This window comes from Paenibacillus graminis (genome assembly GCF_000758705.1).
GTDB classification, from domain to species: domain Bacteria; phylum Bacillota; class Bacilli; order Paenibacillales; family Paenibacillaceae; genus Paenibacillus_AQ; species Paenibacillus_AQ graminis.
The window spans coordinates 6,914,395-6,940,340 of the sequence record NZ_CP009287.1 but is presented as its reverse complement, the minus strand read 5'-3'; the positions used below and the strand labels follow the sequence as shown (position 1 = coordinate 6,940,340).

At 52.2% G+C, this 25,946-nt stretch carries 27 protein-coding genes; 22 read left to right on the top strand and 5 right to left on the bottom strand.

The genetic code is table 11. The features are described from left to right. The first annotated feature begins 159 nt into the window (after positions 1-159). A complete protein-coding gene (locus tag PGRAT_RS30040; RefSeq protein WP_238326771.1) occupies positions 160-1,374 on the top strand; it encodes a chromate transporter in 1,215 nt (404 codons plus the stop codon). 7 nt (positions 1,375-1,381) lie between these two features. Here PGRAT_RS30040 and PGRAT_RS30035 read toward each other — a convergent pair whose 3' ends face one another. Continuing rightward, entirely contained in the window at positions 1,382-1,696 is a 315-nt protein-coding gene (locus tag PGRAT_RS30035; protein ID WP_025704739.1) for a GNAT family N-acetyltransferase, read from the bottom strand. A 178-nt stretch (positions 1,697-1,874) separates the two neighbouring features. Here PGRAT_RS30035 and PGRAT_RS30030 point away from each other — a divergent pair, with 178 nt between their 5' ends. The 5 genes from PGRAT_RS30030 to PGRAT_RS30010 all read left to right on the top strand — a co-directional run bounded on the left by PGRAT_RS30030 (position 1,875) and on the right by PGRAT_RS30010 (position 5,088). Continuing rightward, positions 1,875-2,216 carry a zinc ribbon domain-containing protein YjdM gene (locus tag PGRAT_RS30030; protein ID WP_025704738.1) on the top strand — a complete coding sequence of 114 codons (342 nt, stop codon included), beginning with the start codon at positions 1,875-1,877 and terminating at the stop codon, positions 2,214-2,216. Between the two features lie 182 nt (positions 2,217-2,398). Then, positions 2,399-3,085 carry a TetR/AcrR family transcriptional regulator gene (locus tag PGRAT_RS32015; protein ID WP_025704737.1) on the top strand — a complete coding sequence of 229 codons (687 nt, stop codon included), beginning with the start codon at positions 2,399-2,401 and terminating at the stop codon, positions 3,083-3,085. A 78-nt stretch (positions 3,086-3,163) separates the two neighbouring features. Further along, positions 3,164-3,439 (top strand): ATP-binding cassette domain-containing protein, encoded by a 276-nt coding sequence (locus tag PGRAT_RS30020; RefSeq protein ID WP_025704736.1) that lies wholly within the window; start codon positions 3,164-3,166, stop codon positions 3,437-3,439. Next, the gene (locus PGRAT_RS30015) at positions 3,412-3,627 is read left to right on the top strand and encodes a hypothetical protein (protein ID WP_155990350.1); all 216 of its coding nucleotides are present in this window, start codon (positions 3,412-3,414) and stop codon (positions 3,625-3,627) included. Before PGRAT_RS30020 ends, PGRAT_RS30015 begins: the two co-directional genes overlap by 28 nt. Positions 3,628-3,669: 42 nt before the next feature. Continuing rightward, the gene (locus PGRAT_RS30010) at positions 3,670-5,088 is read left to right on the top strand and encodes a DHA2 family efflux MFS transporter permease subunit (protein ID WP_025704734.1); all 1,419 of its coding nucleotides are present in this window, start codon (positions 3,670-3,672) and stop codon (positions 5,086-5,088) included. Between the two features lie 24 nt (positions 5,089-5,112). Here the strand turns inward: PGRAT_RS30010 and PGRAT_RS30005 are convergent, their stop codons facing one another. Beyond that, positions 5,113-5,538, bottom strand: coding sequence for a MarR family winged helix-turn-helix transcriptional regulator (locus tag PGRAT_RS30005; protein ID WP_025704733.1), 426 nt, complete (start codon positions 5,536-5,538; stop codon positions 5,113-5,115). A 119-nt stretch (positions 5,539-5,657) separates the two neighbouring features. Between PGRAT_RS30005 and PGRAT_RS30000 the strand changes: the two genes are divergently transcribed. Further along, positions 5,658-6,242: an NAD(P)H-dependent oxidoreductase gene (locus PGRAT_RS30000; protein WP_025704732.1), complete on the top strand. Its 585-nt coding sequence runs from the start codon at positions 5,658-5,660 to the stop codon at positions 6,240-6,242. 57 nt (positions 6,243-6,299) lie between these two features. On the opposite strand, the gene nudC is transcribed toward PGRAT_RS30000, so the two are convergent. Beyond that, entirely contained in the window at positions 6,300-7,142 is an 843-nt protein-coding gene (gene nudC / locus PGRAT_RS29995) for an NAD(+) diphosphatase (protein ID WP_025704731.1), read from the bottom strand. Between the two features lie 452 nt (positions 7,143-7,594). Between nudC and PGRAT_RS29990 the strand changes: the two genes are divergently transcribed. Both PGRAT_RS29990 and PGRAT_RS29985 read left to right on the top strand, forming a co-directional pair. Beyond that, positions 7,595-8,452 carry an SDR family oxidoreductase gene (locus PGRAT_RS29990; protein WP_042267673.1) on the top strand — a complete coding sequence of 286 codons (858 nt, stop codon included), beginning with the start codon at positions 7,595-7,597 and terminating at the stop codon, positions 8,450-8,452. A gap of 149 nt (positions 8,453-8,601) precedes the next feature. Continuing rightward, positions 8,602-8,964 (top strand): hypothetical protein, encoded by a 363-nt coding sequence (locus tag PGRAT_RS29985; protein ID WP_042267671.1) that lies wholly within the window; start codon positions 8,602-8,604, stop codon positions 8,962-8,964. Here PGRAT_RS29985 and PGRAT_RS29980 read toward each other — a convergent pair. Further along, entirely contained in the window at positions 8,961-10,058 is a 1,098-nt protein-coding gene (locus PGRAT_RS29980) for a UvrB/UvrC motif-containing protein (protein ID WP_025704418.1), read from the bottom strand. The genes PGRAT_RS29985 and PGRAT_RS29980 overlap by 4 nt on opposite strands. Positions 10,059-10,359: 301 nt before the next feature. On the opposite strand from PGRAT_RS29980, the gene PGRAT_RS29975 reads away from it, so the two are divergent. The 6 genes from PGRAT_RS29975 to PGRAT_RS29950 all read left to right on the top strand — a co-directional run bounded on the left by PGRAT_RS29975 (position 10,360) and on the right by PGRAT_RS29950 (position 17,573). Next, a complete protein-coding gene (locus tag PGRAT_RS29975) occupies positions 10,360-11,181 on the top strand; it encodes a MerR family transcriptional regulator (RefSeq protein WP_025704417.1) in 822 nt (273 codons plus the stop codon). Between the two features lie 106 nt (positions 11,182-11,287). Further along, positions 11,288-13,279 (top strand): FAD-binding protein, encoded by a 1,992-nt coding sequence (locus tag PGRAT_RS29970; RefSeq protein ID WP_042267668.1) that lies wholly within the window; start codon positions 11,288-11,290, stop codon positions 13,277-13,279. A gap of 198 nt (positions 13,280-13,477) precedes the next feature. After that, positions 13,478-14,185: a DUF6033 family protein gene (locus PGRAT_RS29965; RefSeq protein WP_025707970.1), complete on the top strand. Its 708-nt coding sequence runs from the start codon at positions 13,478-13,480 to the stop codon at positions 14,183-14,185. A gap of 80 nt (positions 14,186-14,265) precedes the next feature. After that, positions 14,266-15,687 (top strand): hypothetical protein, encoded by a 1,422-nt coding sequence (locus tag PGRAT_RS29960; protein WP_042267666.1) that lies wholly within the window; start codon positions 14,266-14,268, stop codon positions 15,685-15,687. 160 nt (positions 15,688-15,847) lie between these two features. Then, a complete protein-coding gene (locus tag PGRAT_RS29955) occupies positions 15,848-16,129 on the top strand; it encodes a hypothetical protein (RefSeq protein ID WP_025704401.1) in 282 nt (93 codons plus the stop codon). 607 nt (positions 16,130-16,736) lie between these two features. Beyond that, the gene (locus PGRAT_RS29950; protein ID WP_036703856.1) at positions 16,737-17,573 is read left to right on the top strand and encodes an EcsC family protein; all 837 of its coding nucleotides are present in this window, start codon (positions 16,737-16,739) and stop codon (positions 17,571-17,573) included. 54 nt (positions 17,574-17,627) lie between these two features. Here the strand turns inward: PGRAT_RS29950 and PGRAT_RS29945 are convergent, their stop codons facing one another. Then, the gene (locus PGRAT_RS29945; protein ID WP_042267663.1) at positions 17,628-17,951 is read right to left on the bottom strand and encodes a putative quinol monooxygenase; all 324 of its coding nucleotides are present in this window, start codon (positions 17,949-17,951) and stop codon (positions 17,628-17,630) included. Between the two features lie 117 nt (positions 17,952-18,068). Between PGRAT_RS29945 and PGRAT_RS29940 the strand changes: the two genes are divergently transcribed. The 7 genes from PGRAT_RS29940 (at position 18,069) to PGRAT_RS29910 (ending at position 25,944) form a co-directional block, all read left to right on the top strand. Beyond that, on the top strand, positions 18,069-18,809 hold the full coding sequence (locus PGRAT_RS29940; RefSeq protein WP_025705036.1) for a Bax inhibitor-1/YccA family protein: 741 nt from the start codon (positions 18,069-18,071) through the stop codon (positions 18,807-18,809). A gap of 248 nt (positions 18,810-19,057) precedes the next feature. Further along, the gene (locus PGRAT_RS29935) at positions 19,058-19,606 is read left to right on the top strand and encodes a TetR/AcrR family transcriptional regulator (RefSeq protein ID WP_025705037.1); all 549 of its coding nucleotides are present in this window, start codon (positions 19,058-19,060) and stop codon (positions 19,604-19,606) included. Between the two features lie 230 nt (positions 19,607-19,836). Then, positions 19,837-20,820, top strand: a complete 984-nt coding sequence (locus PGRAT_RS29930; RefSeq protein ID WP_036704405.1) for an NAD-dependent epimerase/dehydratase family protein — start codon at positions 19,837-19,839, stop codon at positions 20,818-20,820. A 226-nt stretch (positions 20,821-21,046) separates the two neighbouring features. After that, positions 21,047-21,403: a nucleotide excision repair endonuclease gene (locus PGRAT_RS29925; RefSeq protein ID WP_025705039.1), complete on the top strand. Its 357-nt coding sequence runs from the start codon at positions 21,047-21,049 to the stop codon at positions 21,401-21,403. Positions 21,404-22,000: 597 nt separating this feature from the next. Further along, positions 22,001-24,436 carry a PEP/pyruvate-binding domain-containing protein gene (locus PGRAT_RS29920; protein ID WP_025705040.1) on the top strand — a complete coding sequence of 812 codons (2,436 nt, stop codon included), beginning with the start codon at positions 22,001-22,003 and terminating at the stop codon, positions 24,434-24,436. A gap of 11 nt (positions 24,437-24,447) precedes the next feature. Continuing rightward, positions 24,448-25,038 (top strand): acyl-CoA-like ligand-binding transcription factor, encoded by a 591-nt coding sequence (locus PGRAT_RS29915; protein ID WP_326079694.1) that lies wholly within the window; start codon positions 24,448-24,450, stop codon positions 25,036-25,038. A gap of 180 nt (positions 25,039-25,218) precedes the next feature. Next, positions 25,219-25,944, top strand: a complete 726-nt coding sequence (locus tag PGRAT_RS29910; RefSeq protein WP_025705042.1) for a hypothetical protein — start codon at positions 25,219-25,221, stop codon at positions 25,942-25,944. Positions 25,945-25,946 lie beyond the last annotated feature (2 nt).

Here is a 25,946-nt window from a genome sequence, read left to right as displayed (position 1 = left end):
CATGGGGACCATGATAAGTCCGGCAGTTGCTGCAATTCTCCGGACATTCTGCTAACGGATTTGACCTGCAGCCAATAGAGCGTTAACAATTCAATGTTACGATGGGGAGACGCGCCTTGAATGAGGCGGAGAGTACCAGGAGAGGGAGGAATCTATTGTATGGAGACGGAAAGTCAGATGCCGGTGGGAACTGGCGGGACAAAGGGTAGAGGGGCTGCTCTGCTGGAGGTTCTGGGTGTCTCTCTGAAGCTCGGGCTTACCTCCTTCGGAGGGCCGGTTGCCCATCTGGGGTACTTCCATAATGAGTATATCCGCCGCCGGAAATGGATGGATGAACGCAGCTATGCCGATCTGGTGGCGCTCTGCCAGTTTCTCCCCGGGCCAGCGAGCAGCCAGGTGGGAATTGGCATCGGTGTAGTCAGGGCCGGCTTGCTTGGGGGATTTATAGCTTGGCTGGGATTTACTTTGCCTTCAGTGATCGCTCTGGCCGTATTTGCCTTAGTGCTGCAGGGCCTTGATATCGCTGGGGCGGGCTGGATTCATGGATTGAAGATCGTAGCTGTAGCGATTGTGGCGCAAGCGGTGCTGGGAATGGGGCAAAAGCTTACACCGGACAGGGGAAGAGTCACCATTGCGGTGGCGGCGGCCGTTTTTGCGCTGTCCTGGCATGCTGCCTACGCTCAAGTTCTCATCCTCGCAGCTGCCGGAGGGATCGGCCTCTTCCTGTATCGGGGGCAACCGGATCGGGGGCCGGACCTGCCTATCCGGATCAGCCGGACCGTTGCCGTTTGCTGTCTGGCGTTGTTCTTCCTTCTGCTTATAGTTCTTCCTCTGCTTAGACCGTCTTCAGGTACTGGGGGATTTGCGCTTTTCGACAGTTTTTACCGCTCCGGTTCACTGGTATTTGGTGGAGGACATGTGGTGCTTCCGCTTCTGGAACATGAGGTTGTGCCGGCCGGGTGGGTCAGCAGGGAAGATTTCCTGGCTGGCTACGGAGCGGCACAGGCTGTTCCGGGGCCGCTGTTTACCTTTGCCAGCTATCTTGGGATGATGGCCGCGGGGGTTAAAGGCGGCATCATTGCGACGCTGGGCATCTTCCTGCCTGCATTTCTGCTGGTCATGGGTGCGCTTCCTTTCTGGAATGTGCTTAGAAGCAGTCCGAACGTTCAAGGGGCGCTCGCGGGCATCAATGCTGCTGTGGTGGGGATTCTGCTGGCAGCTTTATATGATCCGCTGTGGACCTCAGCCATTCTGAGGCCGCTAGACTTCGCGCTGGCCGCAATCTTGTTTGTGATGCTCTTTTTCTGGAAGCTCCCGCCCTGGGTGATTGTTCTGGCCGGTGCTGCGGGAGGAGTGCTGATGCAGCTCATCTAGACCATTTTCACAGGAGCGGTTTTTCGTACACATCAACCTCATTGCCGCGCTGATCTTTGGTGCTTTTGATGATGACATAACCGTTCTTCTGCCAAAAAGCTGCGCCAATCAGGTTCTCTATCTGAACGGCCAGTCTGACTTGCGTTACATTTTCCTGTCTCAATCTCCGCTCTAGAGCATTCAAAGCAATTGAACCAATCCCCTGCCCAGCCCGGCCGTGATGGAGAATAAAAAGACCGATCCAGGAATGTTTGTCACCAGGATGGCTGGGCAGATAGGTAATGATGCCAATGTGCCTGCCATTTTCCTTGATGAGCAGCATTTTCTCCCCCATCTCCTCATAGTTACACCTTCCTTAAATGGATTGGGGTTCGCACCGCATAAGATTATATTTACATCTAATTAGATATTAATTTAATTTACGCAGTAGTTCAAGTGGTATGCTACAATAAGAAGAATTTATGGAGACGATGCCGTCGATAAGAATGGAGAATGAGATCATGAATGAATTGCCAAACTGCCCGCAGTGCAGCTCGGAGTACACGTACGAGGACGGGACGCTTCTGGTTTGCCCGGAATGCGGGCATGAGTGGGCGCAAGGTACAGAGCATGCAAGCACTGAGGAGAGCAAGGTAGTCCGGGATGCCAACGGCAATATTTTGAACGATGGAGATTCGGTTACTGTCATCAAAGACCTTAAGGTCAAAGGAAGCTCCTCTGTACTGAAAATTGGCACCAAAGTGAAGAACATCAGGCTGGTCGAAGGCGATCATGATATTGATTGCAAAATCGACGGTTTTGGAGCCATGAAGCTCAAATCTGAATTTGTCAGAAAAGTATAATGGCCTATTAAAATTCGTTCGTATAGAAAGAACAGCTGTGATTTGGATCTCGGCTGTTCTTTTTTGCTGTTAAAAGGGGGACTTGCGGCTTCTTGCTCCTATCGTACGCAAATGCAGGGGATATATTATTTGCGCTTGACTTCTGTCCGGTTTCATCATAAAATCTAACCAGTTAGTTATAAATGGAGGTGGGAATTATAGTATCAGCAGAGGGCAAACGAAGTTCGAAAATTTACGATGCCGCCCGAACCAAAGGGATTATCCTTGACGCCGCCGAGAAGATATTTGCCGAGCTTGGCTATTCGGCAGCACGGATTGATGGGATTGCGAAGGCGTCCGGGTACAATAAAAGCTTGATCTATCAGTATTTTGGCGACAAATTGGGTCTTTATACGGAAGTGGTCAAACGCGCGGATCAGATTGGCGAACAAATTACAGGCTCGTTTATTACCGAATTAATGAGGAACGAGAATCTTGTAACAGACCCTGCGGCGTTTAAGAGCTTTTTGGAGGCAATGACCCGGGAAATGGTATTATTCCTCATGGAGCATCCGAGCTATCTGAAAATTCTATTCTGGGAAGCCGCCGAGGATTGGAAGACATGGAATCAAATCACCTACCGTCCGGACGATGGCACCCAGTTAAACGATTTGGCCATAGCCGCCAAGAAGAGCGGAATCCTCCGGCAGGATTTGGACCCGGAGCTGTTTCCCATTCTGATTATGAATGTGACCACAACTACCCTGCAATCCATCTCGCGGTATGAACATTTGTTGGATAAAAAGGACTCGCCGCAGCAGAAAGAGCAGTTAATTGAACAGATTAGTAAGTTTATCATCCATGGTGTGATGGAGCCGTCTTTGCTGTAGGAGGCGGCCATTTTTTTAGAGCAAATATAAACAACTAGTTAGTTTAAAATACAGAATGGGAGGGATTGAACGTCCGCAATGATTCAGACAGAAGGATTGACCAAGCATTTTGGGAGCAACCATGCTGTGAATGGACTATCGCTGGAGGTGGACCAAGGGGAAATCTACGGATTTCTGGGGCTGAACGGAGCAGGTAAAACGACAACCATCCGTATGCTGCTGGGTATGATCCGGCCGGATTCCGGGTCCTCATATGTGTTCGGAGAGCGGGTCGATGCCGGCAGACATAAACTGTGGGCCAGTGTAGGCGCGGTTATCTGTCTCCTTTGGGGTTTGTTCTGCTTACCATTGTGATTGCCCAGTTTGGCGGGGGCGTAGGAATTGCGGAATATATTCCGTGGGCCATTCCAGGGATTCTTAGCGGCGCATCGGGAGATGAAAGTACCCAATTACAGTTTATTAGCCGCCTGCTTCCCGTATTGACCGGCGTCATTGGCGTGGCAGGCACGCTTGCCTGGTGGCGGTATGCGGATCAAACGTAAATCAGGCGGAAGCTTATCATTGTATAAATGGAGGGGAATAGAATGGAGAAAATACCAAAGGGAACGATTCTAATCATGGCCATTTTAATTATCGGGTCTATGGTGGGACTGCTGAATCAATCCTCACTCAATACGGCACTCCCGAACATTATGGGGGATTTCGGGCTATCAACGAGTACAGCCCAATGGCTTACAACGGCTTTTGCACTGGTTACCGGCATTGTTGTCCCGATTACAGCTTTTCTCATTCAGAGATTCACAACCAAACAAGTATTTGTCTTTTCCATGGGAATGCTTACTGCTGGAACACTCCTGTGCGCGGTTTCCCCTAACTTCGGGCTGCTGCTCACCGGAAGAATGGTGCAGGCGGTTGGAGTGGGGATCATGCTTCCCTTGGTGCAGACGCTGACCTTTATCCTGATCCCGGTTGCCAAACGGGGGTTCACGATGGGAATGATTGGGCTTGCTATTAATTTTGCTCCCGCCATCGGACCTGTGCTGAACGGCTGGCTTGTAGAGAATCATTCCTGGCGCTTGTTATTCTATGCTCTGTTTCCTTGCGCTCTATTGGTTACCATCGTTGGATTATTTTTCGTTAAGAATGTTACCCCGCAGGTGAAGGGAAAAATAGATGCGTTATCCATGACGCTGTCGTCTCTTGGATTTGGCGGCGTATTGTATGGATTTAGCGTCTCCGGCAGCAAAGGGTGGGGAAGCACGGAAGTTCTGATTTCTTTGGGCATCGGGTTCATTGCACTTGGCCTGTTCGTATGGCGGCAATTGACCATGGAGAATCCCCTGCTGGAATTAAGAGTATTCACAAGTCCCGCTTTCACTATGGCTACAGTAATCAGTATGATCCTGATGATTATCATGCTGAGCGCCCAGCTGCTGCTGCCTCTCTATATGCAGACGATGCTTGGTTATTCAGCGCTCAAATCAGGTCTCATGCTGCTGCCCGGTGCGATTCTCATATGCATCATGTCTCCTGTAGCCGGGAAGCTTTTCGATAAATTGGGTGCCCGGATGCTGGTCATCACAGGGCTAAGCTTAACGGTAGTCTCCGCCCTGCTGTTCACTAATTTAACGGAAAATACCTCTTATGCCTTCTTGATGATCGGTTATTCCCTGCGGATGATTGGAGTCAGTCTGACCCTGCTGCCGGTCATAACCAGCGGTATGAATTCACTGGCCCCCGACCTGATCCGGCATGGGATCCCCGTTAACACGACTCTGCGGACAGTAGCCGGTTCCATTGGAACAGCGCTGCTTGTAACCATAATGACCAATAGCGGTGGCGGGCTGGGACAAACGAGTGATGTCCACAGCTTGATACACGGGATGAATGTGGCTTCAATGGTAACCACCGGGAGTGCAGTTATCGCGCTGATCCTGGCCTTCTTTATCAAACGCAAGGAAGCTCCAGTTGAGAGTCTGGTGAACAGTATTCCGGTAAAATGATTGTGAATTGAATGTAGGTTTACCTCAGTAAAATACCTTTTCCTGCAGCAGATCGAGCGCCCGCTCGATCTCTTTGCGCTGCTCTTCTGTTAAATCCCCGATCCGTTCAGTGAACCGGATAGCGATATGCTGGAATGCTTCGTTTATCATGGCCTCTCCTGCGGGGGAGAGGGTAATCCCCTGCTTGCGGCGGTCTGCGGGATCGGTGATTTTGTCGCATAGCTGCTTTGCGCTGAGCTTCTTCAGCTCACGGCTGGTGTTCGGCATCGACATATGCATGCAATCGCTGATCTCGCTGAGAGTGACGGGCTGGCTGACGGCGATATATTCGAGAATTTTATATTGAAGGGGGGTCAGTGCTTCGGCTTTGATATCTTTGCTGATATCACTTGTAATTTGATGGACGGCAGTCGTAAAAGCTACAAATTTCTGAAATAATTCTTTGTCCATAAAGTTCACCTCAAAAGAAACCTTAACAAAAACATTATCAAATAACAATTATCATTTGACAACTAAAATGCATCCGTGATACCCTTTCGTTATCAAATGACAAGTAAGGGAGTGGCGGCATGAATACATTGGTTATCTATATCCATCCGAATCATCAGAGTCTAAACTATGCCTTTTTGCAGGAGGTGCTTCGGGGGAGCCGGGAAAATGCGAAGGTGGCGGAGATTCAGGTGCTTGATTTGTATGACGAGGGATTTGATCCGGTACTGGTATTTAATGAGCATAAGCGCAGACGGGATATGCACACGGATCCCGCACTGGCTAAATACAGGGAACAGCTGATGTGGGCTGATAAAATCGTACTGGTCTACCCGATCTGGTGGGGACGGCCGCCGGCTATGCTCATGGGGTATATTGACCAGATGTTTGCCTCGGGGTTCGCATACCGGGATAAGGGCGGGCTGCTGCCGGAAGGGCTGCTGAAAGGGAAGTCGGTAGTGTGCATTTCCACTATGCAGGGTCCAACCCACTATCCGCTGCTGATGCTGCATAATGCGCACAAGGTGTTAATGCGCAAGGCGCTGTTCAACTTTGTGGGCATCCGCAAGGTTAAGTTCTTTGAGTTCGGCAGCATGGAGAGCAAGCGGGGCAAGCACGCCCGGAAGCTGGAGCGGATCTACCAATATTTTAAGACAGCCAGTTAGTAAAGGATTGAGCAGCAACGGATACCTCCTGTTAGGGGGTATCCGTTGCTGCCTGTCTCAGGAATGGTGTTCGACCACCCAGTCGATCAGTTTGCGGGCAATACTGACAGGGGACGGAATGACAGGCAGGCGGTCCAGCTCGAACCAGTCGGCATGATCCAGCTCTTCACCGTCCACGGTAATTTCTCCGCTCTCATATTCGGCCAGAAAGCCTACCATTAGAGAGTGGGGAAAAGGCCACTGCTGGCTGGCGAAATAGCGGATATTCTTCACCTTGATGCCGACTTCCTCCATCGTCTCACGCTGTACACAGTCCTCCAGCGTTTCACCCGGCTCCACGAATCCGGCAATCAGCCCGTACATATTGTTCACAAAATGCGGGGAGTGTGCGAGCAGAATCCGGTTGTCCTTAAGAATCGCGGTAATGACCGCCGGGGCAATCCGGGGATAGCTGACCAGTCCGCAGGCCGGACAACTGCGTGAGTGCTCGGTCTGCGCCAGCACGGTGGCGGTCCCGCATCTGCCGCAGAACTGGTGGGTTTCATCCCAGGCCAGCATTTGAATGCCCTTGCCGGCGAGATGGAACAGATCTTCATCCAGAGATTCGTACAAGGAACGCAGCGGGCGGAAGGCCATCCCTTCAGGCTCAGGGGTTTCTTCCAGGACCTGTGCGGCATAGCAGGGGAGCTGTTCGAACGTCCCCAGATACAGGGTTCTTAAGGGAACCATGGATAGCTGCTCAAGCGCAGGCAGGAGCGGAATGCCTGTAATCCCGGCGGTTTCGGTAACCAGCAGCTTGCCGGAATGGAAGATCAGCCAGTAGGCAGAGCCGCTGAACTCCGGCGGGGGAGTGACGGCAGGGATATATCGCTTATAAATGCTTGCTCTTGGTTTAGACATAGCACAGAACCTTTCTAATGGCAGATCATTTCTTTTTTTCAATTAAGAATAACAAAAACCGGTAATCCTAACAAATATCTTGGCAGGTTCAGTTCTAAAAAAGGCATACGGTGAAATGCAAAAGATAAGCGCGCTCGTGAACTACACGCCATATGGACTTAGCTAACTTGTGATTTGCATCAGTGTTCTTTACCCGCAAGTCTTCCATCACGATTACCTGGTTTTCGCGTATCATTCGTTGTGGACGATGTACCTTGATTCGGATTCTTGCCTTTAGTTTCATCCCACCATTTTCGAAATGGGTAATCCTGACTGATGGTTACATGAGCCGTTTTTTTATTTGACATTTCATCTACTTGTAACTATATTAGTTACAGGAAGAAAATATGCTGCAGCCGCCCCGGCCTACAGCAGGAACGACTAAAAATGATATTTACTTAGGAGGAAAAGAAATGAAGATTGCATTAACAGGAGCCACCGGACACTTCGGTTCCATCGTGGCCGAAACTTTATTGAAGTCGGTAGCGGCAGGAAACCTGGTAGTCAGCGTCAGAAACCCGGAAAAAGCGGACAACCTCAGCGCACGCGGAGTAGAGGTCCGTCATGGTGATTTTGACCAGCCGGAGACTTTGGATACGGCGTTTGCCGGTGTGGACCGGCTGCTGATCGTATCGGCTGACGGGGACAACGACACCCGGATCCGCCAGCACAAAGCTGCCGTCGATGCCGCAGTGCATGCGGGAGTCGGCTTCATCGTCTATACCAGTGTCGGCCATGCCGACAGCAGCCCGCTATTCCTGGCACCGGTTCACCGTGCTACCGAAGAGTTCATCCGTGAATCCGGAATTCCGTACTCCTTCCTGCGCAATAACTGGTATCTGGAGAATGAGGTTGGCTCCATTCAGGCGGTTCAGGCCGGAGCGCCATGGCTGACCTCGGCTGGCGACGGCAAGGTGGGCTGGGCAACACGCCGTGATTACGCAGAAGCGGCAGCAGCTGTATTGACAGGCGACGGCCATGAGAATACCGTATACGAATTGTCAGGTACACCTGCAACACAAGCCGAGCTGGCAGCAGTTGTCGGCGAGCTGCTGGGCAAGGAAGTTCCGGTTCAGCAGGTAGATGATGCCGCTTATGCCGATACTATGGCAAAAGCAGGCGTACCGGAAGCGGCACTCCCGATTGTAGTCGCTATTCAACAAGCGATCCGCGAGGGCGCACTCGACATCACCAGCAGCGATTTCGCGAAGCTCCTGCAGCGCCCGCTTACACCGCTCAGTGAAGGTGTAAAGGATTTGCTCGGGAAATAAGGCTTAAGACAGAGTCCGGCCTTACCCCGCCGAAAGGCGAACAGGATAAGCATACAGAGCTTGTCCTATTATGAAGAAGAGGCTTCCAGAAGACGGTCAATGGGACCGGCGGGAAGCCTCTTTCGTTTAGGAGGTCATGACTCCTCCTGATGAGTATATGGGCACCGCCAGCGGGTTCGCCCCGAAACAACGGCAAAAATGCCGTTGTTGGGGCACCGCCGGCGGGTTCGCCCCGAAACAACGGCAAAAATGCCGTTGTTGGAGCACCGCCGGCGGGTTCGCCCGGAAACAACGGCAGAAACGCCGTTGTTGGAGCGCCGCCGGCGGGTTCGCCCGGAAACAACGGCAAAAATGCCGTTGTTGGGGCACCGCCGGCGGGTTTACCCCGAAACAACGGCAGAAACGCCGTTGTTGAGCACCGCCAGCGGGTTCGCCGGGAAACAACGGCAGAAACGCCGTTGTTGGAGCGCCGCCGGCGGGTTTGTGCTTGCGGTTTCCTTTTTGCACTTTAGCTTGGCGCGACTTCGAAATAGCCTTTCAGCAGCTCGCGGACCGCTTCAGCAACTGCCGCACCGTCCTCTGCCTCCAGCCATTCCTGAGAAATCACAGAATAGCTTCCGGAGTTGCCCGCCAGATAGCTGTATATGATCTGGGCTTCATCCAGCTTATGGCGGCTGATTTCACCCGGCTCTCCGTGCGGAGGTTTGCTGAAGCTGTCCTTGATGGCGGACTGTATGATTCCGCACAATTGCTCTGAGCTCATCTGCCCGGCGTCCAGCCTGGCGCGGTCCAGAATCTCGCTGCCCCGGATCAGGATCAGCTTGAACACCTGCTCCTGCATCGGCTCCAGCACTACGATATTTTTGTTCTGCTCGGTGAAGCCGATCACCCTCTCCTTCTGCAGCAGGGAGCGGACGGCGGTGCAATAATCGCGGTATTTGGCGGCTGTTTCGAATTCGAAATTCTCTGCTGCCAGATTCATCCGCTGCTGAAGCTCATCCAGAATACGGGGATCATTCCCGTCCAGCAGACCGGCCACGCTGTGTATAATCTCTTCGTACCGCTCCAGCGCCTCTCCGCCCCCGCACATACCGATGCATATACCAAGCGAGTGATTAAGACAAAACGCGTTTTTGGCATGGGGTGTGCTGCAAAGGATTCTCTGGCTTTCCTTGATTCCCTGCACCGCCCGCTCTACCGTGCTTCTGCTGGTATAAGGGCCGAAATACAGGCTGTCCCCATACTCCGCCGGGTCATAGGTCACCGTCAGCTGCCGGTAGGCAGTATCCGTACGAATAACGATATAGCTATAGGCAAGCGGGTTTTTCATTTTTTTATTATACATCGGCTTGATTTCTTTAATCAGCTGGCACTCCAGCATGAAGGCTTCAAACTCCGTATCGGTCAGCTTGTAATCGAGGTCCCGGATGTTTCTGACCAGCTGCTTCACTTTAGGGGAATGGCCCTTGGCATTGTAAAAGTAGGACTGGACCCGCTTCTTCAGCTGTTTGGCTTTGCCGACATAGATGACATGGCCCAGACTGTCTTTCATCAGGTAGACCCCGGGAGATAAAGGAAGGCCCGCCACCTTCTCCGCCAAATTCATGAGGTTCACTTCCAAATCATATGTTCTATTTAGATTGAACTTGTGATTTTCTATTTCGGGATTGGTCGTGTGCTGTCCACGGTGGAAATCCGCAGACAAAGGCGGACTACCGCTTCTACAGTTCCGAACTTTTCTTCCGCCGCTTTTCCCTGTTTTTTATATTTTCAAGGTCAATCTATATTACTATTTTTTAGTATAAACGATTAACGGAGATTCGTCCTCTCCATGTGACATAACCCACAAAGCCCTTGGCGGAAACCCTCTATCATGAATTACAGGATAAGAGCTGGGGGGCTTTTTTATGAAATATTCTATCGGAGAATTTGCCTCGATCCTGGGTGTGACGGCGGATACCTTGCGGCTCTATGAGAAGCATGATATTGTGCGCCCGATGAAGGATCAACACAATAACTACCGTTATTTCAGTGATTTGGACGCGAGAAATTTATTGTCGAGCCGGTGGTACCGGAGTATGCAAATTCCGCTTCAGGATGTAGCCGGGCTGATCAACGATGCTCCTGCGGAGCAGGTCATCCAGTCCATTGCCGGCGCACGGCAGCAGCTGGAAGAGGAGATTAGGCGCAGCGTGATGCTGCTGGACAAAATCAATGAGATCCACGCGGAGCTTGGGCGGATCGGGGATGCTTTTTATACCTGCCGGATCAGGGAGGTGCCGGGCATGTACCGTATTCAGCAGACAGACAAAAATCAGCTGCTGCAGAAAGAGTGTCTGAAACAGACGGTCCAGGCTTGGATGGAGCTGCTTCCCTTCACATTCTATTCTTTCAGAATAGAAAATTCGGAAAACATCCCGGAGGCTGCGGGGCTGGAATACAGCTGGGGGCTGGCTTTGTTGGAGGAGGATCAGCGGAAGCTGGAGGTCTGCTTGAATGAGAGTATGGAGTATATCGGGCCGGCCACCTGCATTTCCGCAGTCATTGCCAGCTCCTATGAGGAGGATCTTGGCCGGGAGTCCTTTCAGTTCATGCTGGATTATGCCGAGGCAGAGGGCCTCGCCATCACCGGTGATATCCGCGGCAAGATTCTATTCACCGAACGAATGAGCAGAGGCAACCAAACCTATCTGGAGATCGACATTCCGTTTGAGAATAATTTCACATAACATTCATTGACCTTGGTGCCGCACCAAGGTTTACACTCTGTGCGTAGTCCCGGCAGTCCTTCCAGAGAGAAAGGGGCTGCCTACCAACCATAGAGGGGGAGAACCAATGCGCAAGCAAGCACAGAGCAAAATATTCATGTTATCCGTGTGCCTCATCATGCTGCTGTCGCTGATCAGCGGCTGCAGCGGCAATAATGATGCTGAACCGGCAGCTTCCGGGCAGCCGTCAGCGTCGCCGGAGGCGGCTCAGCAGGCGGCGGATGACAACGAGGTACCGGCTTCTTTTAAAGCAGGAACCTATAAGGCGGAGGCCGATGGAAAAGACGGAAAAATTCAGGTGGAGGTTACCCTGGATGCCCAATCCACAATCACAGGCATCAAGGTGCTCAACCAGAAAGAGACGGCCGGAATCGGCGTTGAAGCAATTAACAAGATCAAGGATGAGATCATCTCAGGCCAGACGCTGGCAATTGATGCGGTCAGCGGGGCTTCCGAGTCCAGCGCGGCCATTCTGACTGCTGTTGAGGATGCACTGAAGCAGGCGGGCGGCAATGTAGAAGCATTCAAGTCCCGGAAGATAGCCAAAGCCGGTGAAGGCAAAACCGAGCAGCTGTCGGCGGATGTTGTCGTTGTAGGCGCAGGGGCATCCGGTGTCTCAGCGGCCGTATCGGCGGCGGACAAAGGGGCCAAGGTCATTATTATTGAGAAAACAGCCACTATTGGGGGAGCAAGCAACCTGTCCTGGGCGGGCAAATTCTATAATTCCTCGGCTGCGGTCAGCAGCGGGCTTAAGGTTAGTGTAGAAAAGGAAATCTCCGACTGGATTGTGAATAACCACTGGAGAGTGGATGCTGCGGCGATCCGCCAGTATGTAACGAAGTCGGGGGAAACCTATGACTGGCTGAACAAAAAAGGCTACAAAACCACCTTCATCAACTTTGCCGGGGAACAGCTGCATATGCTTCCGGCCTACGAAACGCGCCAGCCCACACTGCGGGCGATGCTGGCTGCTTCGGTAGAGAAGGGCGGCGGCCAAGTAATCACCGAAACGACTGCCAAGAAGCTGATTACAGGTGCAAACGGTGAGGTGACCGGTGTAGTTGCCGAGAAAGCAGACGGCACGACGCTTGAAATTACCGGTAAAAGCATTATTATGGCAACCGGCGGCTATGCAGGCAACAAAGAAATGGTCAAAGAGGCCTTCGGTTTTGAAGGTGTTAACGGGGGGCTCGGCCAGAATATCGGCGAAGGGCTGAAAATGTCCTGGGAAGCCGGAGCTAAGGTTCCTGACAACTTCGGCGGGCAGATGCTGCATCAGACCCTGGCCAGAGCCACGGAGAAGCTGAAGGCTGAATACGCGCCGTTCGAAGCCAGCTATCCGCTGATGCTTTCTTATCTGCCTACCCTGATGAATGTCGGTCCTTCAGGAGCAAGATTCAGAGACGAGGCGGCGACGCTCACCTCCGTAGCAGCTGCCAATACCAGTGCTTTTAACGGAGCGTATCATCTGGTCATTATTTCGCAGGCGCAGATCGATGCTTTGAAGGCTAAAGGAATGAACGGTGTAAAAGCGCCTTCCCTGCCGGGAATGCCGCCGGAATTCTACGCCACTTTTGCCGATCAGTTCAAGCTGGATACGCCATGGAAAGATGCGGATAAAGTATTCGAATCCATGGTTGCCAATGGCGATGGCTACAAAGGCGGCACCATTGAAGAGCTGGCCCAGAGTGCCGGTCTGGACGCAGAGGTGTTTGCACATGATTTCAATCAATACCAGGAAGCAACAAAGACCGGGGTAGATACCGAGTTCGGCAAAGCAAAGGAATACCTGGTTCCTATGGGACAGAGCGGCCCGTACTACGCAATCATCGCCGAGGTCAACAATCTTGGATCGGTTGGGGGATTGCTGGTAAATACCCAGTTTCAGGTACTGAATGACAAACGTGTGCCGGTCAAGGGACTGTATGCGGTTGGCCTCGAATCCGAAGGCGTATTGTTCAATGACACCTATGTCGGCAACGGCGTGGGCCTGGGCTATTCGTTCACCTCCGGCCGTCTGGGCGGGGAAGATGCTGCAGCAGGGGCTTTGGCAAAATAAACATTAACCGTGTTCTTTAAGGGGAGCCTATGGCTTCCCTTTTTTGGGTGCGCAAACGGGAACTTCCATATGTAAAAGACCCCGCTGACCGTATGGCCTGCTCCATGCCAGCCTGCGCCGCTGAAGTTTAAGAAATCGTTCTGTCCCGGCCGATATTAAGGATAACTTGCATTTTAATGAAGAGAGGAGGGATGCTGTGTGTATATTCCGATTACAGGGATCAGCGGGGTTTCTTTGACCCGGCCGCCGCAGCAGCCAGAGAACCATTCGTCCACCCCGGCCTCTGCGCTCAGTTTTAACGAAACCTTGGCGGCGGTCAACGCGGCCACACTGGATCAGGCGGAGCGGCTAAAGCGGAAATATGGGGTTAGAGTGCGGATTCAGACCGTGTCCAAGGGTGGAAAAGATTTGGAGCATTCCGGGATGAACGGCGGCGAACGGGAAATTATCATTGCGCCCAACATTCTGCAGCAGATGGCTAAGGACCCGGCCATGCGCAATAAAGTGTATGGAACCCTTGACCCGTACGTTTCTCAAGAACAGACAAGCCGTAGTCCATTGCAGCTGCTGAGTGGCGGAAAGGGCTTAAGCCATAGCCTGATTGTGCATAAGGACGGTACAGTTGCCCTATGGTCTGCTGCAGCCTCTCCAAAGGAAACAGAGACAGGCTATCATTCGGATGTGGAGAACCGGGATGATCAAGCAGAGGATAAAAGGACGGCTGCTGAGAGACGGCATGCCTGGGAGGCGGCCCTCCCGATTTTATCTAAAAATCTGCTTTCGGCTGCAGAAGCTTCTTTGCAAGGACAAGAGCCTGCCGCCAACCCGGTAGACGGGTTAGCTGCCCAAGACTGGCTGCACCAGCTTCAACTGGTGCGGGCCAGAAGATCCAACAAATTGCTGTAAAATGCACAGATGAACAACCGCCTATGCTCCCGCATACCCTATAGGACCAACCTGCAGGTGAAGAGAGGGCGTGTTCAATAATGGGCATTCAGCTTACGGCGATACACTGGGTTTACCTGACCTTTATTGTGTTCATTATGGTGCTTCTGATCCGGCGGCGCGATACGACGATGATCTGTGTGGCCGGGATTTTTGCCTTGGGGTTGCTTGCTGCGGAGACGCTCAGCGGCTCGGTGTCAGGGATTTTTAACTCTTTTGTCTATGCGACCAAGGAACTGCTGGGTACGATCATGATCATATCGATTATTGTGGCTATGAGCCGGATTCTAATGATTACAGGTATTAACGAGACGATGGTTGCCCCGCTTACCCGGTTCATACGCACACCGGCCATGGCATACTGGGGCATTGGACTCATAATGATGACGACCTCCCTTTTCTTCTGGCCTTCGCCTGCCGTTGCGCTGGTGGGTGCGGTTCTGCTGCCGGTAGCTCTCCGGGTAGGACTGCCTGCACTTGGAGCGGCAGTGGCGATGAACCTGTTCGGCCATGGAATCGCCTTGTCGGGAGATTATATTATCCAGGGGGCTCCGAAGCTCACGGCAGATGCCGCAGGTCTCCCGGTGGCCAGCGTGATGGAGGCGAGTATCCCGCTGGTTATTGTTATGGGGCTCGTGACAACAATCGCTGCATTCTGGATGATGCGCCGCGACCAGCAGAATGGTACCTGGAGAGACGGGCTGGTTTCCGTCAAAGGCACCACAGGAAAGCTGCGGGGACCGGATGCCGAAGGGGGAGAAGAAACGCCTGTTCTGTTGGCTGCCCGTCTCCGCCAAGGGCTCGCTATTGCCATACCCCTGCTCTTTCTGCTTGATGTAGCGGCGATGTTCGCGCTGAATCTGCAAGGCGGGGACGCCACCGCGTTGGTTGGCGGCACCGCCGTGCTCATTCTGATCTCGGTCACGCTGCTTGCCCACCGCAATCAGGGGCTGGAGAAGGTCACCTCCTACCTAATTGAGGGTTTCGTCTTCGGCTTCAAGGTCTTTGGGCCGGTCATCCCCATCGCCGCCTTCTTCTACCTCGGCGACTCGGCGTTCACCGAGCTCTTCGGCAAGGTGCTGCCGGAAGGCTCGCACGGCATCGTGAACGACCTGGGCGTGGCCCTGGCGGATCACGTGCCGCTTAACGGGGCCGTGGGAGCCGTGACGATGACGGCGATCGGCGCGATCACCGGCCTCGATGGCTCCGGCTTCTCCGGCATCTCGCTGGCCGGCTCGATTGCCCGGCTGTTCGCCGCCGCCATTCACTCCGGCGCGGCGACATTGACCGCCCTGGGACAGGTGGCCGCCATCTGGGTCGGCGGCGGCACCCTGATTCCATGGGCGCTCATTCCTGCGGCTGCCATCTGCGGCGTCAGCCCTTTTGAGCTGGCCCGGCGCAACCTGAAGCCGGTCCTGCTGGGGTTTGCGGCGACTACGATCGCCGCCATGTTCCTGGTGTAGGCGGGTGGAAGCCCCCGCCCGGACCGGCCCTGCCAGGCCGGAGGAGCCTGCGCAACGGCTAAATGCCGTTGAATGGGCCGCCCGGACCTGCATAAGATAGGCTCCCTCTATCCATCCTAAAGGGGATTGGACAGTAAAACTGAAGGGAGCGGTTGACAAGATGAAGCATTATGAATCCAGCTTGCGGAGCAATAGTACCGTGGATCAGGCCCAGGATGCGGTGACCCGGCTGCACAACTCCGTATCCCAGGCGCTTAGCCACCCGAACGACCAGACTCTTTCGCAGGCGGAGAACAGTCTGCAGCACGCGGAGGAGGCAGTCAGCCATGCTCCGGAGGGCTCGGTCGGAGGCCGCGGGGTGGATCTCACCGAAGACAGACTGGCCGAGGAGAAAAAGCGGCTGGCCCTTGCAGAATCAGCAAATAGCAACACTGAGCAATAGAAAATCGAAGTTCCGGCATTTCCGGTTTGATCCGGAAATGCTTTTTTAAATATATAGAGTTATATGTTTCACGCCACAAACCATTCTTATAATTCCCGCTGAAACGGTACCGTCCTTTAAAGAACCGCATTCAGCTTTTAGATAATTATGTTCTCTCTGTTTTGGTGGGCAATCGCCGGTGGTGGACAATCGCCAGGTGACGGGTAAGCGCTAGTTGGAAAAATGGAACTTATTTTACTCTAAAATTAATAAATGTTAGGTTTAGGTGGAAGAAGGAAACTTAATTGGGCCATATTCTCCCATTGGGGGTGAAATGAGCTGAATTAGTGTACCTTTTTCCACTAAAGACTGCGGAGAACAGGGAGCTCAAGCAAATTAGCTTGCCTTATTCCACTTAAGTCTGCGGGAGTACAAGGTATTCAGCCTAATTCACTGACCTTTATCACATGATCCCACCTTGGATTTGCCGCCGGCGCAAAACAGTAAGGTCAGAACGATTCTCCCCCAATCATTCAAACTCCCCCAAACGGGTTATAAAATTAACAGAACCGGTGGCCTGCAAAAACGTACTATTTAAACAAACAAGAATTTTTAAGGGGGCTTAGATATGACGGAAACTGCTGGGTCCTTCTCCCATCTGGAGACTGTGGAGGAGCTGAATGCTGCGCTTGCTGAAATAACGAAGTGGGAAAAAGAACAGAACAAGCTGATGATCTGGGACCACCTCACCCGTCTGCCATTCAAGGTGCTCGACAAGCTTACCCCGAAATTTATTCATGAGAAGCTGGGCAAGCTGCTGGACGAACTGGGGAGCTATATCCAGAATGGAGGCAACTATCTGGTGGCCGGACGCAAGGTTGGGTTGCTCATGCAGGCCGAAAGCCGTGCGGCTGGAGGAAGCGGTGAGGGTCCCTTTCCTCTGGCTGTTATGGATAAGGCTGCAGAGCAGCTGACGCAGAGCAGCAGGAATGTAGCCACCGCGCAGGGAGCAACAACGGGATTCGGCGGGGTGTTCACGCTGGCTGCGGATATCCCTGCGGTTCTGGGCTTGTCTCTGAAGGTCATCCAGGAGATTGGCCTCTGCTATGGCTATAATCCTGCGGATAAAGCGGAGCGGATCTTTACCGTCAAGGTGATGCAGTTCGCTTCATCGGATATTGTCGGCAAGCGGACTATTCTGAAGGAGCTCAACCTGCAGGCCGGGGGGACCGGGGATATTACGCCAGGAACGAATGAGGCTGTCTCCAAGATTCAGGGCTGGAAAGAGGCCATCATGGTGTACCGCGACAATTGGGGCTGGAAAAAGATGCTGCAGGCCATCCCGGTAGCAGGGATGTTCTTCGGTGCCTACACCAACCGCAAGGCGCTGGAGGATGTAGCCGAGGCTGCCCGGATGCTGTACCGCAAAAGACGAATTATCGCCAGATTGGCGGAAATGGAATGAAGAAAAAAGGCAATAATACACTCTGTAAGGAGCAGCATTATTGCCTTTTTCAAATTATGCGTCCTTAGCTCCGAACGCCAGCCCCTTGCCTCCCAACGGAACCAGCGGAATGGGTTCGACACCTGCAATCAGCGGCATGGCCCGCTGGATGGTGGCCCGGGTCGCCTCGTCGTTCAGTGAAGCCGCGTGTGCTTCTGCATTGCTCCATACCTCAGTGACCCAGAGGACATCCGGCTCACTCTCCGAAAGATTGACGATGTACAGCTCGCATTCGCTCACCGTCTCAGCTGCTGCGGCAGCTTCGAGCAGGATAGCCGCCAGCGCCTCGCGGCCTCCCGGTTTGGCGGTGAATTTGGCATACATTCCGAATTTGCTCAAATCCGAACCCTCCTTTTTTAGCTAGGTTGGTTATATCAGCATTTGCGGATCACTGCAATGTTTTCATGCCGGCAATATGCTATTATGGACACAAATACAATGAAACGAGATGATCTTTTGATCGGACGCAGCGGGAATCCCACGTTAAATGAAAAAACGTTTGAACGCGAAGAACGGTACTCCGGACAGGAGCGTATGAGCATTAACGGAACGGTCAACAAAACCTTCATTACCCTGACCATTCTGCTGGCAGGTGCCTTCAGCGCCTGGTCGATGTATTTTAACGGACAGGATGTATCTGCTTACGCTATCGGCGGGGCGCTGACCGGATTCGTGTTAGCGTTGATTATCAGCTTTAAGCCGGCCGCTGCCCCTTATCTGGTACCGGTCTATGCGCTGGCGGAAGGGCTGTTTCTCGGGGCAATCTCAGCGTCATACGAAGGCTTGTACTATGGTATTACTTTGCAGGCTGCGTTATTGACCCTGAGCATTTTTGTTGCTTTACTGCTTGCCTACAAAACAAGAATAATTAGGGCGACGGAAAAATTCAAGCTCGGCGTATTTGCTGCCACGGCCGGAATCGCCATCGTATATCTGCTCAGCTTTGTACTGGGGCTGTTCGGTGTAACCGTACCCTATTTGCACAGCAACAGCCTGATCGGAATCGGCATTTCGGTTATTATTGTCATCGTTGCCGCACTCAATTTGGTGCTTGATTTTGATTTTATTGAGCACGGGGCGCAGCAGGGAGCTCCGAAATACATGGAATGGTACGGTGCCTTCGGCCTCATGGTCACGCTGGTGTGGCTCTATGTGGAGATCCTCAGGCTGCTGTCCAAGCTGCGGAGCCGAAATTAAAGATCATAAGCCGGGAACGGAAATCTGGCCGGTATCGTAAAAAAACAGCTGGCGGCGTCCTGAAGCAAGGGCGGCGCGGCTGTTTTTTTACTCGTGCCGCGTCTTTACTCTTTAAAGAGAGCCGTAAAAAATTTAAATAAAAACTTGTATTTCGGAAACAGCCAGTGTATACTTCAAAACAAGATAGTGATTGACCAATAACTAAACATTATTCAAAACCTATTACTGTATAACCACAGGAGGCCGACATGAGCAAATTATCGGGAGATGTACGGGCGAAGGAAGAAGCTGCCTCAGTAAACCGCCGGGAACAGATTCTGGAAGCCGCAGTAATTGTATTTGCCGAGCATGGCTATTTCAAGGCGACAACCGCACAGGTGGCAGAGAAGGTAGGCATCTCCCAGCCGTACATTTTTAAGCTGTTCAAGAATAAGGAGGAATTGTTTGTAGCGGCGCTGGACCGGGCGTTTGAACGGACAATCCGCACATTCACAGACGTTGAGGCATCCGGGGATAAACTGCTGGAGGAATCGATCCGGGTGTATGAGCAAATGATGGAGACTCATCCCAGTGAAATCATTCTGCAGGTGCAGGCCTTGGGCATTCGCGATGAAGCGATCCGCAGTTCGATGCAGGCCGGAATGAACAAGGTGACACAGTTGATGGAAAATAAGTTTACCGCTGCCGGGATTGCCAACCCCGAGGTGGAAGTCAGTACATTCATGGCCAACGGCATGCTCTGCCACATTGCAATGGCGCTGGAGATGCCAGAGCTGAAGCCGAAGCATCTGAAGTGAGCCGTATGGCAAAAAAGCCAGCCGCTCACCTAAGGGTTATCCCCTTAGCTGCTTCACAGCTCTTAAGTAGTGATTGATCAATCACAACGAATGGCAGCGTATGAATGACAAGCGCATGAATAGTGAACATATGTGAAATGTTCATGTAGACACAGCGGGGTTTATTATTTTTTTGAATTTTGGTTATTGATTAATCACTAATAATACAAAATCATGTAGGAGGAATACTAATGATGAACAATGTAAAGAAGGCTGTCGTATTAGGCGCAACCGGAGGAACTGGAACGGTTATTATTGCAGAACTGTTGAAGAGAGGCGTCAGCACAGTGGCGTTTGGAAGAACTTTGCCGAAGCTGGAGCAGTTCGCTGCGAAACTGGGCAATCCGGCTGGACTTAGCCTCAAGACGGGGGATGTGTTCAAGGCGGAGGATGTTTACCAAGCTGCGCAAAGTGCAGATGTTATTTTTCACTGTGCGTCGGTGCCGTACCACGAAATGAGCACCAAGCTGCTGCCGATGGGCGAAGCTGTGATGGAGGCGGCGGACAGACTCGGTACGCGTGTGATTGCGATAGACGGAATTTATCCCTATGGACGAAGAAAGGATGAGCAGCCGATCAGCGAGGATTTCCCCAAGAACCCGCATACGAAAAAAGGCAAAGTCAAGCTGGAGTTCGAGCGGATGTTCTTCAGCCCGCGTTGGAGCCGGACGGAGCGGATGATTGTCCGCCTGCCCGATTATTATGGCGCTGCTGCCAACGAAGCCTCATATCTGGGTTCTACGCTTGAAGCCATTGCTGCGGGCAAACCGGGAATGTTCGTCGGGAATATGACTGTGTCGCGTGAATATGTGTATCTGCCGGATGCAGCGGTGATGATCGTCGAACTTGCCCTCCGGGAAGAGGCCTACGGGCAGAATTGGAACATTCCGGGGGCCGGGACCATCTCAGGCAAGGAGATCGTCCGCCTTGCCCGGGCAGCAAGCGGGAAGTCCAAACCGGTCATCCCGGTGGGACTGATTGGTTTATCGCTGCTGGGCCTGTTTGTACCGGTTATGAAGGAGATTGTGGAAATGCTCTATTTAACGAAGGAACCGCTGCGCTTAAGCGGCCGCAAGTATGAGCGTTTAGTCGGTCCAATCCCGGCAACTTCATTTGAGGATGGGATCAGGGAGACGATCCGTGCTATCCAGAGCCGGCAGGCCAAGGCTGTGTGAGCTCCATTCCACAGCTCTGCGGCGCGGTCCCGCTTGTAGGATTCTTCGGAGGAAGCAATGACTTTCGGTCCGTCCCAGCAGCGTCCGCTGATTCCGCTGGGCTGCTCATCCGGTAACAGCCGTGTCAGGAGCGCCTTATTGCTTAATCCGGCGATGTATCTGTATAGTCAGGGTTCTGGAACTGTGATACTATTTATGTCTATATACAAGAGGGAAGTGAGCTACAATGATCAGCATTACGATTCCAACACCGGATGTTACCATTATGAAGCAGGAGAATCCTGTACTTAGCCATATCTACGGATTCACGGATTTCCACCTGATTACCCGGGAAAAAGGCGGCATCTTCATGTTCTATAACGACAAGGATGAGCTGCTGTTTGTGGGCAAGGCCAGAAAGCTGAGACCGCGGATTAAAAAGCATTTTGAAGATAGTGTTTCGGTGATGAAGCCGCACCGTGACGAGGTGGCCAAGATTGAAGTCTGCATTATCGATGATGCCGTCGACAGGGAAATCTATGAAACATACATTGTGAACAAGCTTAGAGCCAAATACAATGTGGAGAAAGTCTTGTACAAATAAGCCGAATAAGCCGAAAAAAGCTGGAAGCGCGGTCCCGGGGGATTGCGCTTCTTTTGTTTTTTGGGAAATTATGATTTCTTTCACCTGTGATAGCCTTTCTCCAACTCGCGCTGGCGAAGAAGCAGGTAAACAACCGCTATATAAATTGAACATGAGAAATTTATGAATAGAGCCGGACATCCTTAGTGGAAAAAGGATCACTAATCAAACTCATTTAGCCTATGGAGTAGCCTATGTTGGAAAAAGTACCACTAATTCGGCTAAAAGTGGCCATATGGGGCGAATAGGCATGAGTTAGGTGTACAAAATCCAACTAAAACTTGTGTACCCCGGATTTCACCGGATTAGTTTTACTTTTTCCACTTAGTTTAGTTCCTGATGAGCTTCATTGTATTCGCCAAGCTTTCAAGTTCCCCACTTCACTGCCCGATTCATGAAAGATCCTTCAGACAAACGCTAAATTCAAATCCAAGACAGCTGCGTTATCCAGTGAAGGATGGCGTAGCTGTTTTTTGCTTAAAATATTGACACTAAATATAAAAAGATATATAAGTTTAATATGATACTAAATTTCATATTTTGGATGGAGGTCTTTGTATGGCAAGCAAGGTTGCAGGTTTTCAGGAAATCACGCCGCAGCTTCGGGAACACGCAGGGGGCAAAGGCGCTATGCTAAGCCTGCTGTATCAGCAAGGCTATCCCGTGCCTGAAGGTTTTGTAGTGTTTCCGGAAGCGCTGCAGGGCGGGGTTTTGGAGGAAGCAGTTCAGGAGGAGATTTTGGCACAACTATCGGCTATACGCAGCAAACACCCGGGCGCGGCATTTGCCGTGCGCTCCTCAGGGCTCGGTGAGGATGCGGCGGGGGCTTCTTTTGCCGGAGAGTTTGAGTCTGTACTTGGCGTAGAGACGGATGATCAGCTGTGGGCTGCTCTGGACACCGTCTATCAGTCCCAATATGCGGAAAGAGTTCAGATATACAACAGCAGTGTTCAAGGGGATCATGAGGTCCGTTCCATGGCTGTTGTCATTCAGCGGATGATTCCATCCGAGCTGTCAGGAGTGTTGTTTACAGCAGATCCTGTCACGGGCAGCCGGCTGGAGATGCAGGGCAACTATGTGCACGGTTTAGGAGAACAGCTGGTATCCGGGGAGGCAAATGCAGTCCTGTTCACCGTGTCCCAGCCCAAAGGCCGATATAAGGGGCCGCCCGAATGTAAAAAGATCGCAACCCGGCTGTACCGTTACGCCCGCAGAATTGAACATCAGACGGGCTGTCCCCAGGACATTGAATGGGCGGCTGTCCAAGGAAAGGTGTATTTGCTTCAGGCACGTCCAATTACCACCCTAAGTGCAGGGAACCTTGACCGTTTTGAATGCAACGATTCGATGACTGGAGATTTTCTCTGGACCAATACCAATGTAGGCGAATCGATTGCGGACGTACTCACCCCGCTGAGCTGGTCGTTTCTCCGCGCCCTTGATGAAGAGCACAATGTTATCCCGGGCCACTATTTGTTATCTGGAAATATATGTGGACGGGTGTATTCCAATATCAGCTTGCCTGTTTCCGTCTTTTCCGCTTTTGGCTTGAAGGTGAAGCCGATCCTGCGTCAAATGAGTGACGTGTTCGGCTCAATCCCGGAGGGAGCCTCCCTGCCAAAGTACCCTTACAAAAAGCTGGAATTAATCAGGACCCTGCTGCCGCGGATCGTATACAGTACCCGGCGCACCCGCCAGGCTGTGCGGAATTTGCCCCAGTTTGTAAAGGAAACACCGGAATGGTGTAAACAGATCCGCATGCGGCTGGAAGACATCGGGAGCAGGGAGGAGCTGCTGACGCTGTGGGAGCGTGAGCTGTGGCCAAGGAATATAGCGGCATTATGGGCTGCGCTGGAGGGGGCCAGTGCTCCCATGCAGAAATTCGTAAAATTCAAGAAAAAGCTCAGTAAGCAGCTGGGCAGCGGGGATGCGGAAATTCTGCTGTCGAGCATTAGCGGAGGCACAGAACTGGAGAGTTTGGGTCCGGTCCTGGGCATCTCCAGAATTCTTAAAAATGAGATGAGCCATGAAGAATATCTGCAGAAATACGGGCATCGCGGGCCGCATGAATTCGAACTTTCCATTCCGGAACCTGCCGAAGATGAGCTCTGGCTTACCAGGCAGCTTGAACAGTATGGGGATTTGCCGCTACAAGTGAAGGAGCTTGTCAACCATCAGCAGCAGCTTTACGATGCTGCCTGGAAGCGGACGGAGGCGAAGATATCCATGAGGCCGGAACAGCTCCGCCGCCGGATACAGTCTGCTGCGGAAGGGCCGAAAGTACGCGAAGCTGTCCGTTCGGAATGGACCAGGGTATTCCGGTTGAACCGGGCATTTGCGCTTAAGGCAGGTAAGCTTGCAGGCATTGGGGAAGAGGTGTTTTTTCTGTACCTGGATGAAATTCTGAAATGGCTGGCCGAAGGCGATCTGCCGATGCTGCAGCATGTAGCCGCGCGAAAAGAAACCTATACGAAATATCAGGCTTTGCCGCCCCTGCCATCCGTGATCCGGGGAAGATTCGATCCGTTCCTCTGGTCGAAGGACCCTGCCCGCAGAGTGGATGCGTATGATTCCGAAGCTCCGGTTCAGGCGCTTCGGAGTATGGATGCGGATGTCCTTAGAGGATTTCCCGGTGCGGCCGGGCGGGTGGAAGGCGTTGTACGAGTGCTTGCCACACCGGCGGAGGGAGAGCAGCTCCTGCCGGGAGAAATTCTGGTGGCAGCGAAAACCAATGTGGGCTGGACGCTTTGTTTTCCCAAGGCGGCGGCAATCATCACCGATATTGGGGCACCTCTGTCCCATGCAGCAATTGTAGCCAGAGAGCTTGGCATCCCGGCGGTTGTAGGGTGCGGTGATGCCTCTGTACGCTTAAAGACAGGCGACAGGGTTGTCGTTGATGGAGCGGGAGGCAGCATACAGATTATTTCAGGTTCGGGCGGAGATCGTGCTAAACTGGAGGAGGACAAGAATCCGGGAATAATGATCGGGGAGTGAGCGGTTTGTCTGTGAAATCTACGCAAGCAGGATTGCGTGAACGCAAAAAGGCAAAGACGATGGCAAACATTCAGCTGCATGCGCTGCAGCTTTTCCGGCAGTATGGCTATAAGGCAACAACGGTAGAGCAAATCGCAGAAGCGGCGGAAATTTCCTACAGCACTTTTTTTCGCTATTTTTCCACCAAGGAGGATGTGCTGCTTATCGATAATTATGATCCGCTGCTGGTTGCCTCCTTTGAGAGCCAGCCGGCCCACCTGACCCCGCTGATGGCGTTGCGCAATGCGATGCTGTCGGGCGCAAAGGAGATGACGCCACAGGAATTGTCGACAATGCGTGAACGCAACGAGCTGGTGATGTCAGTACCGGAGCTGCGGGCAGCGATGATTAATAATATGGTCAGCATGATGGACCTGATCATCGAATTGACTTGCAAGCGTACGGGCAGAGAGCAGGAGGATTTGGCGGTGCGTGCTTTTGCGGGGGCGGTCATCGGTGTCAATATATCGGTGATGCAGTATTACGCAGAGCATCCCGAGGCGGACTTCCTGGCTCTGCTGGAGGAAGCGCTGAACAAGCTGGAGGCCGGATTGCCGCTATAGGCAGAAGCATTGCGCAAGGGGACGAAGACATCCAAAAGGATGTCTTTTTTTTGAAAATAGGCCTTTGGATACATTTAAGAAACTTAGATATAAAGGCTCACTTACAGGCAGGCTAAATCAACTATAATAAATGCGTATAGGCTCGACATTTTTTGACAATATAATGAGGTGATAGCATAGATGGCGACCCCTTTTTTCAAGAAAAAGGACGCGGGGGCGGATAAGCAGCCCAGGCCCGGCGTGGTTCAAAAGGTTCAATTGGCGGAAGATCCGCCTGAAGAAAAGGTAAATAATGAAACGGGCGAGAGCCTGTCCAGCCTCATTTCCACCGGAAAAGCGCAATTGGACAAGAAATCACTGGATCTTATATTTGCTGTAGAGCAAATTATCCAGGCCAGAACCCATGCAGAGACAACTAATCATGAGCTTCAGGACCGTTTGACCCATACCAGCGGACATGTGGAACGGCTGAACAAGGATCTGAAGAATCTGAACAAGGTCATTGATGAGCGCGAGAAAAGTATTCTGGAGCTCGAACATAAGCTGGTGGAGCGCAATCTGAAGGTCGATCAGGTGATGGAGGACCACCGTGAAATGTACGGCACCCTGTCTTCGGAAATGGATGAGCTTAAGAGCACTATTGAGCTGGAGCGGCAAAAGTATACCAATCTGGTCCAGAAGCATAATGATGCCATTTCAGAAAAGCTGAAGAAAATGAACGAGCTGGAAGAAAAGATCGGACGTCTCGAAACCGAGAATGCCCATATGAAACAGAAATACGAAACAATCCGGCAGGAGAAAGCCTACCTCTCCAGCATGATTAACGATTTCGCTACACGGATGACAGTGCCTTTTGGGGCGAACACCCCAACGGGAGAACACACAGACGGAAACGGGAATACATAACA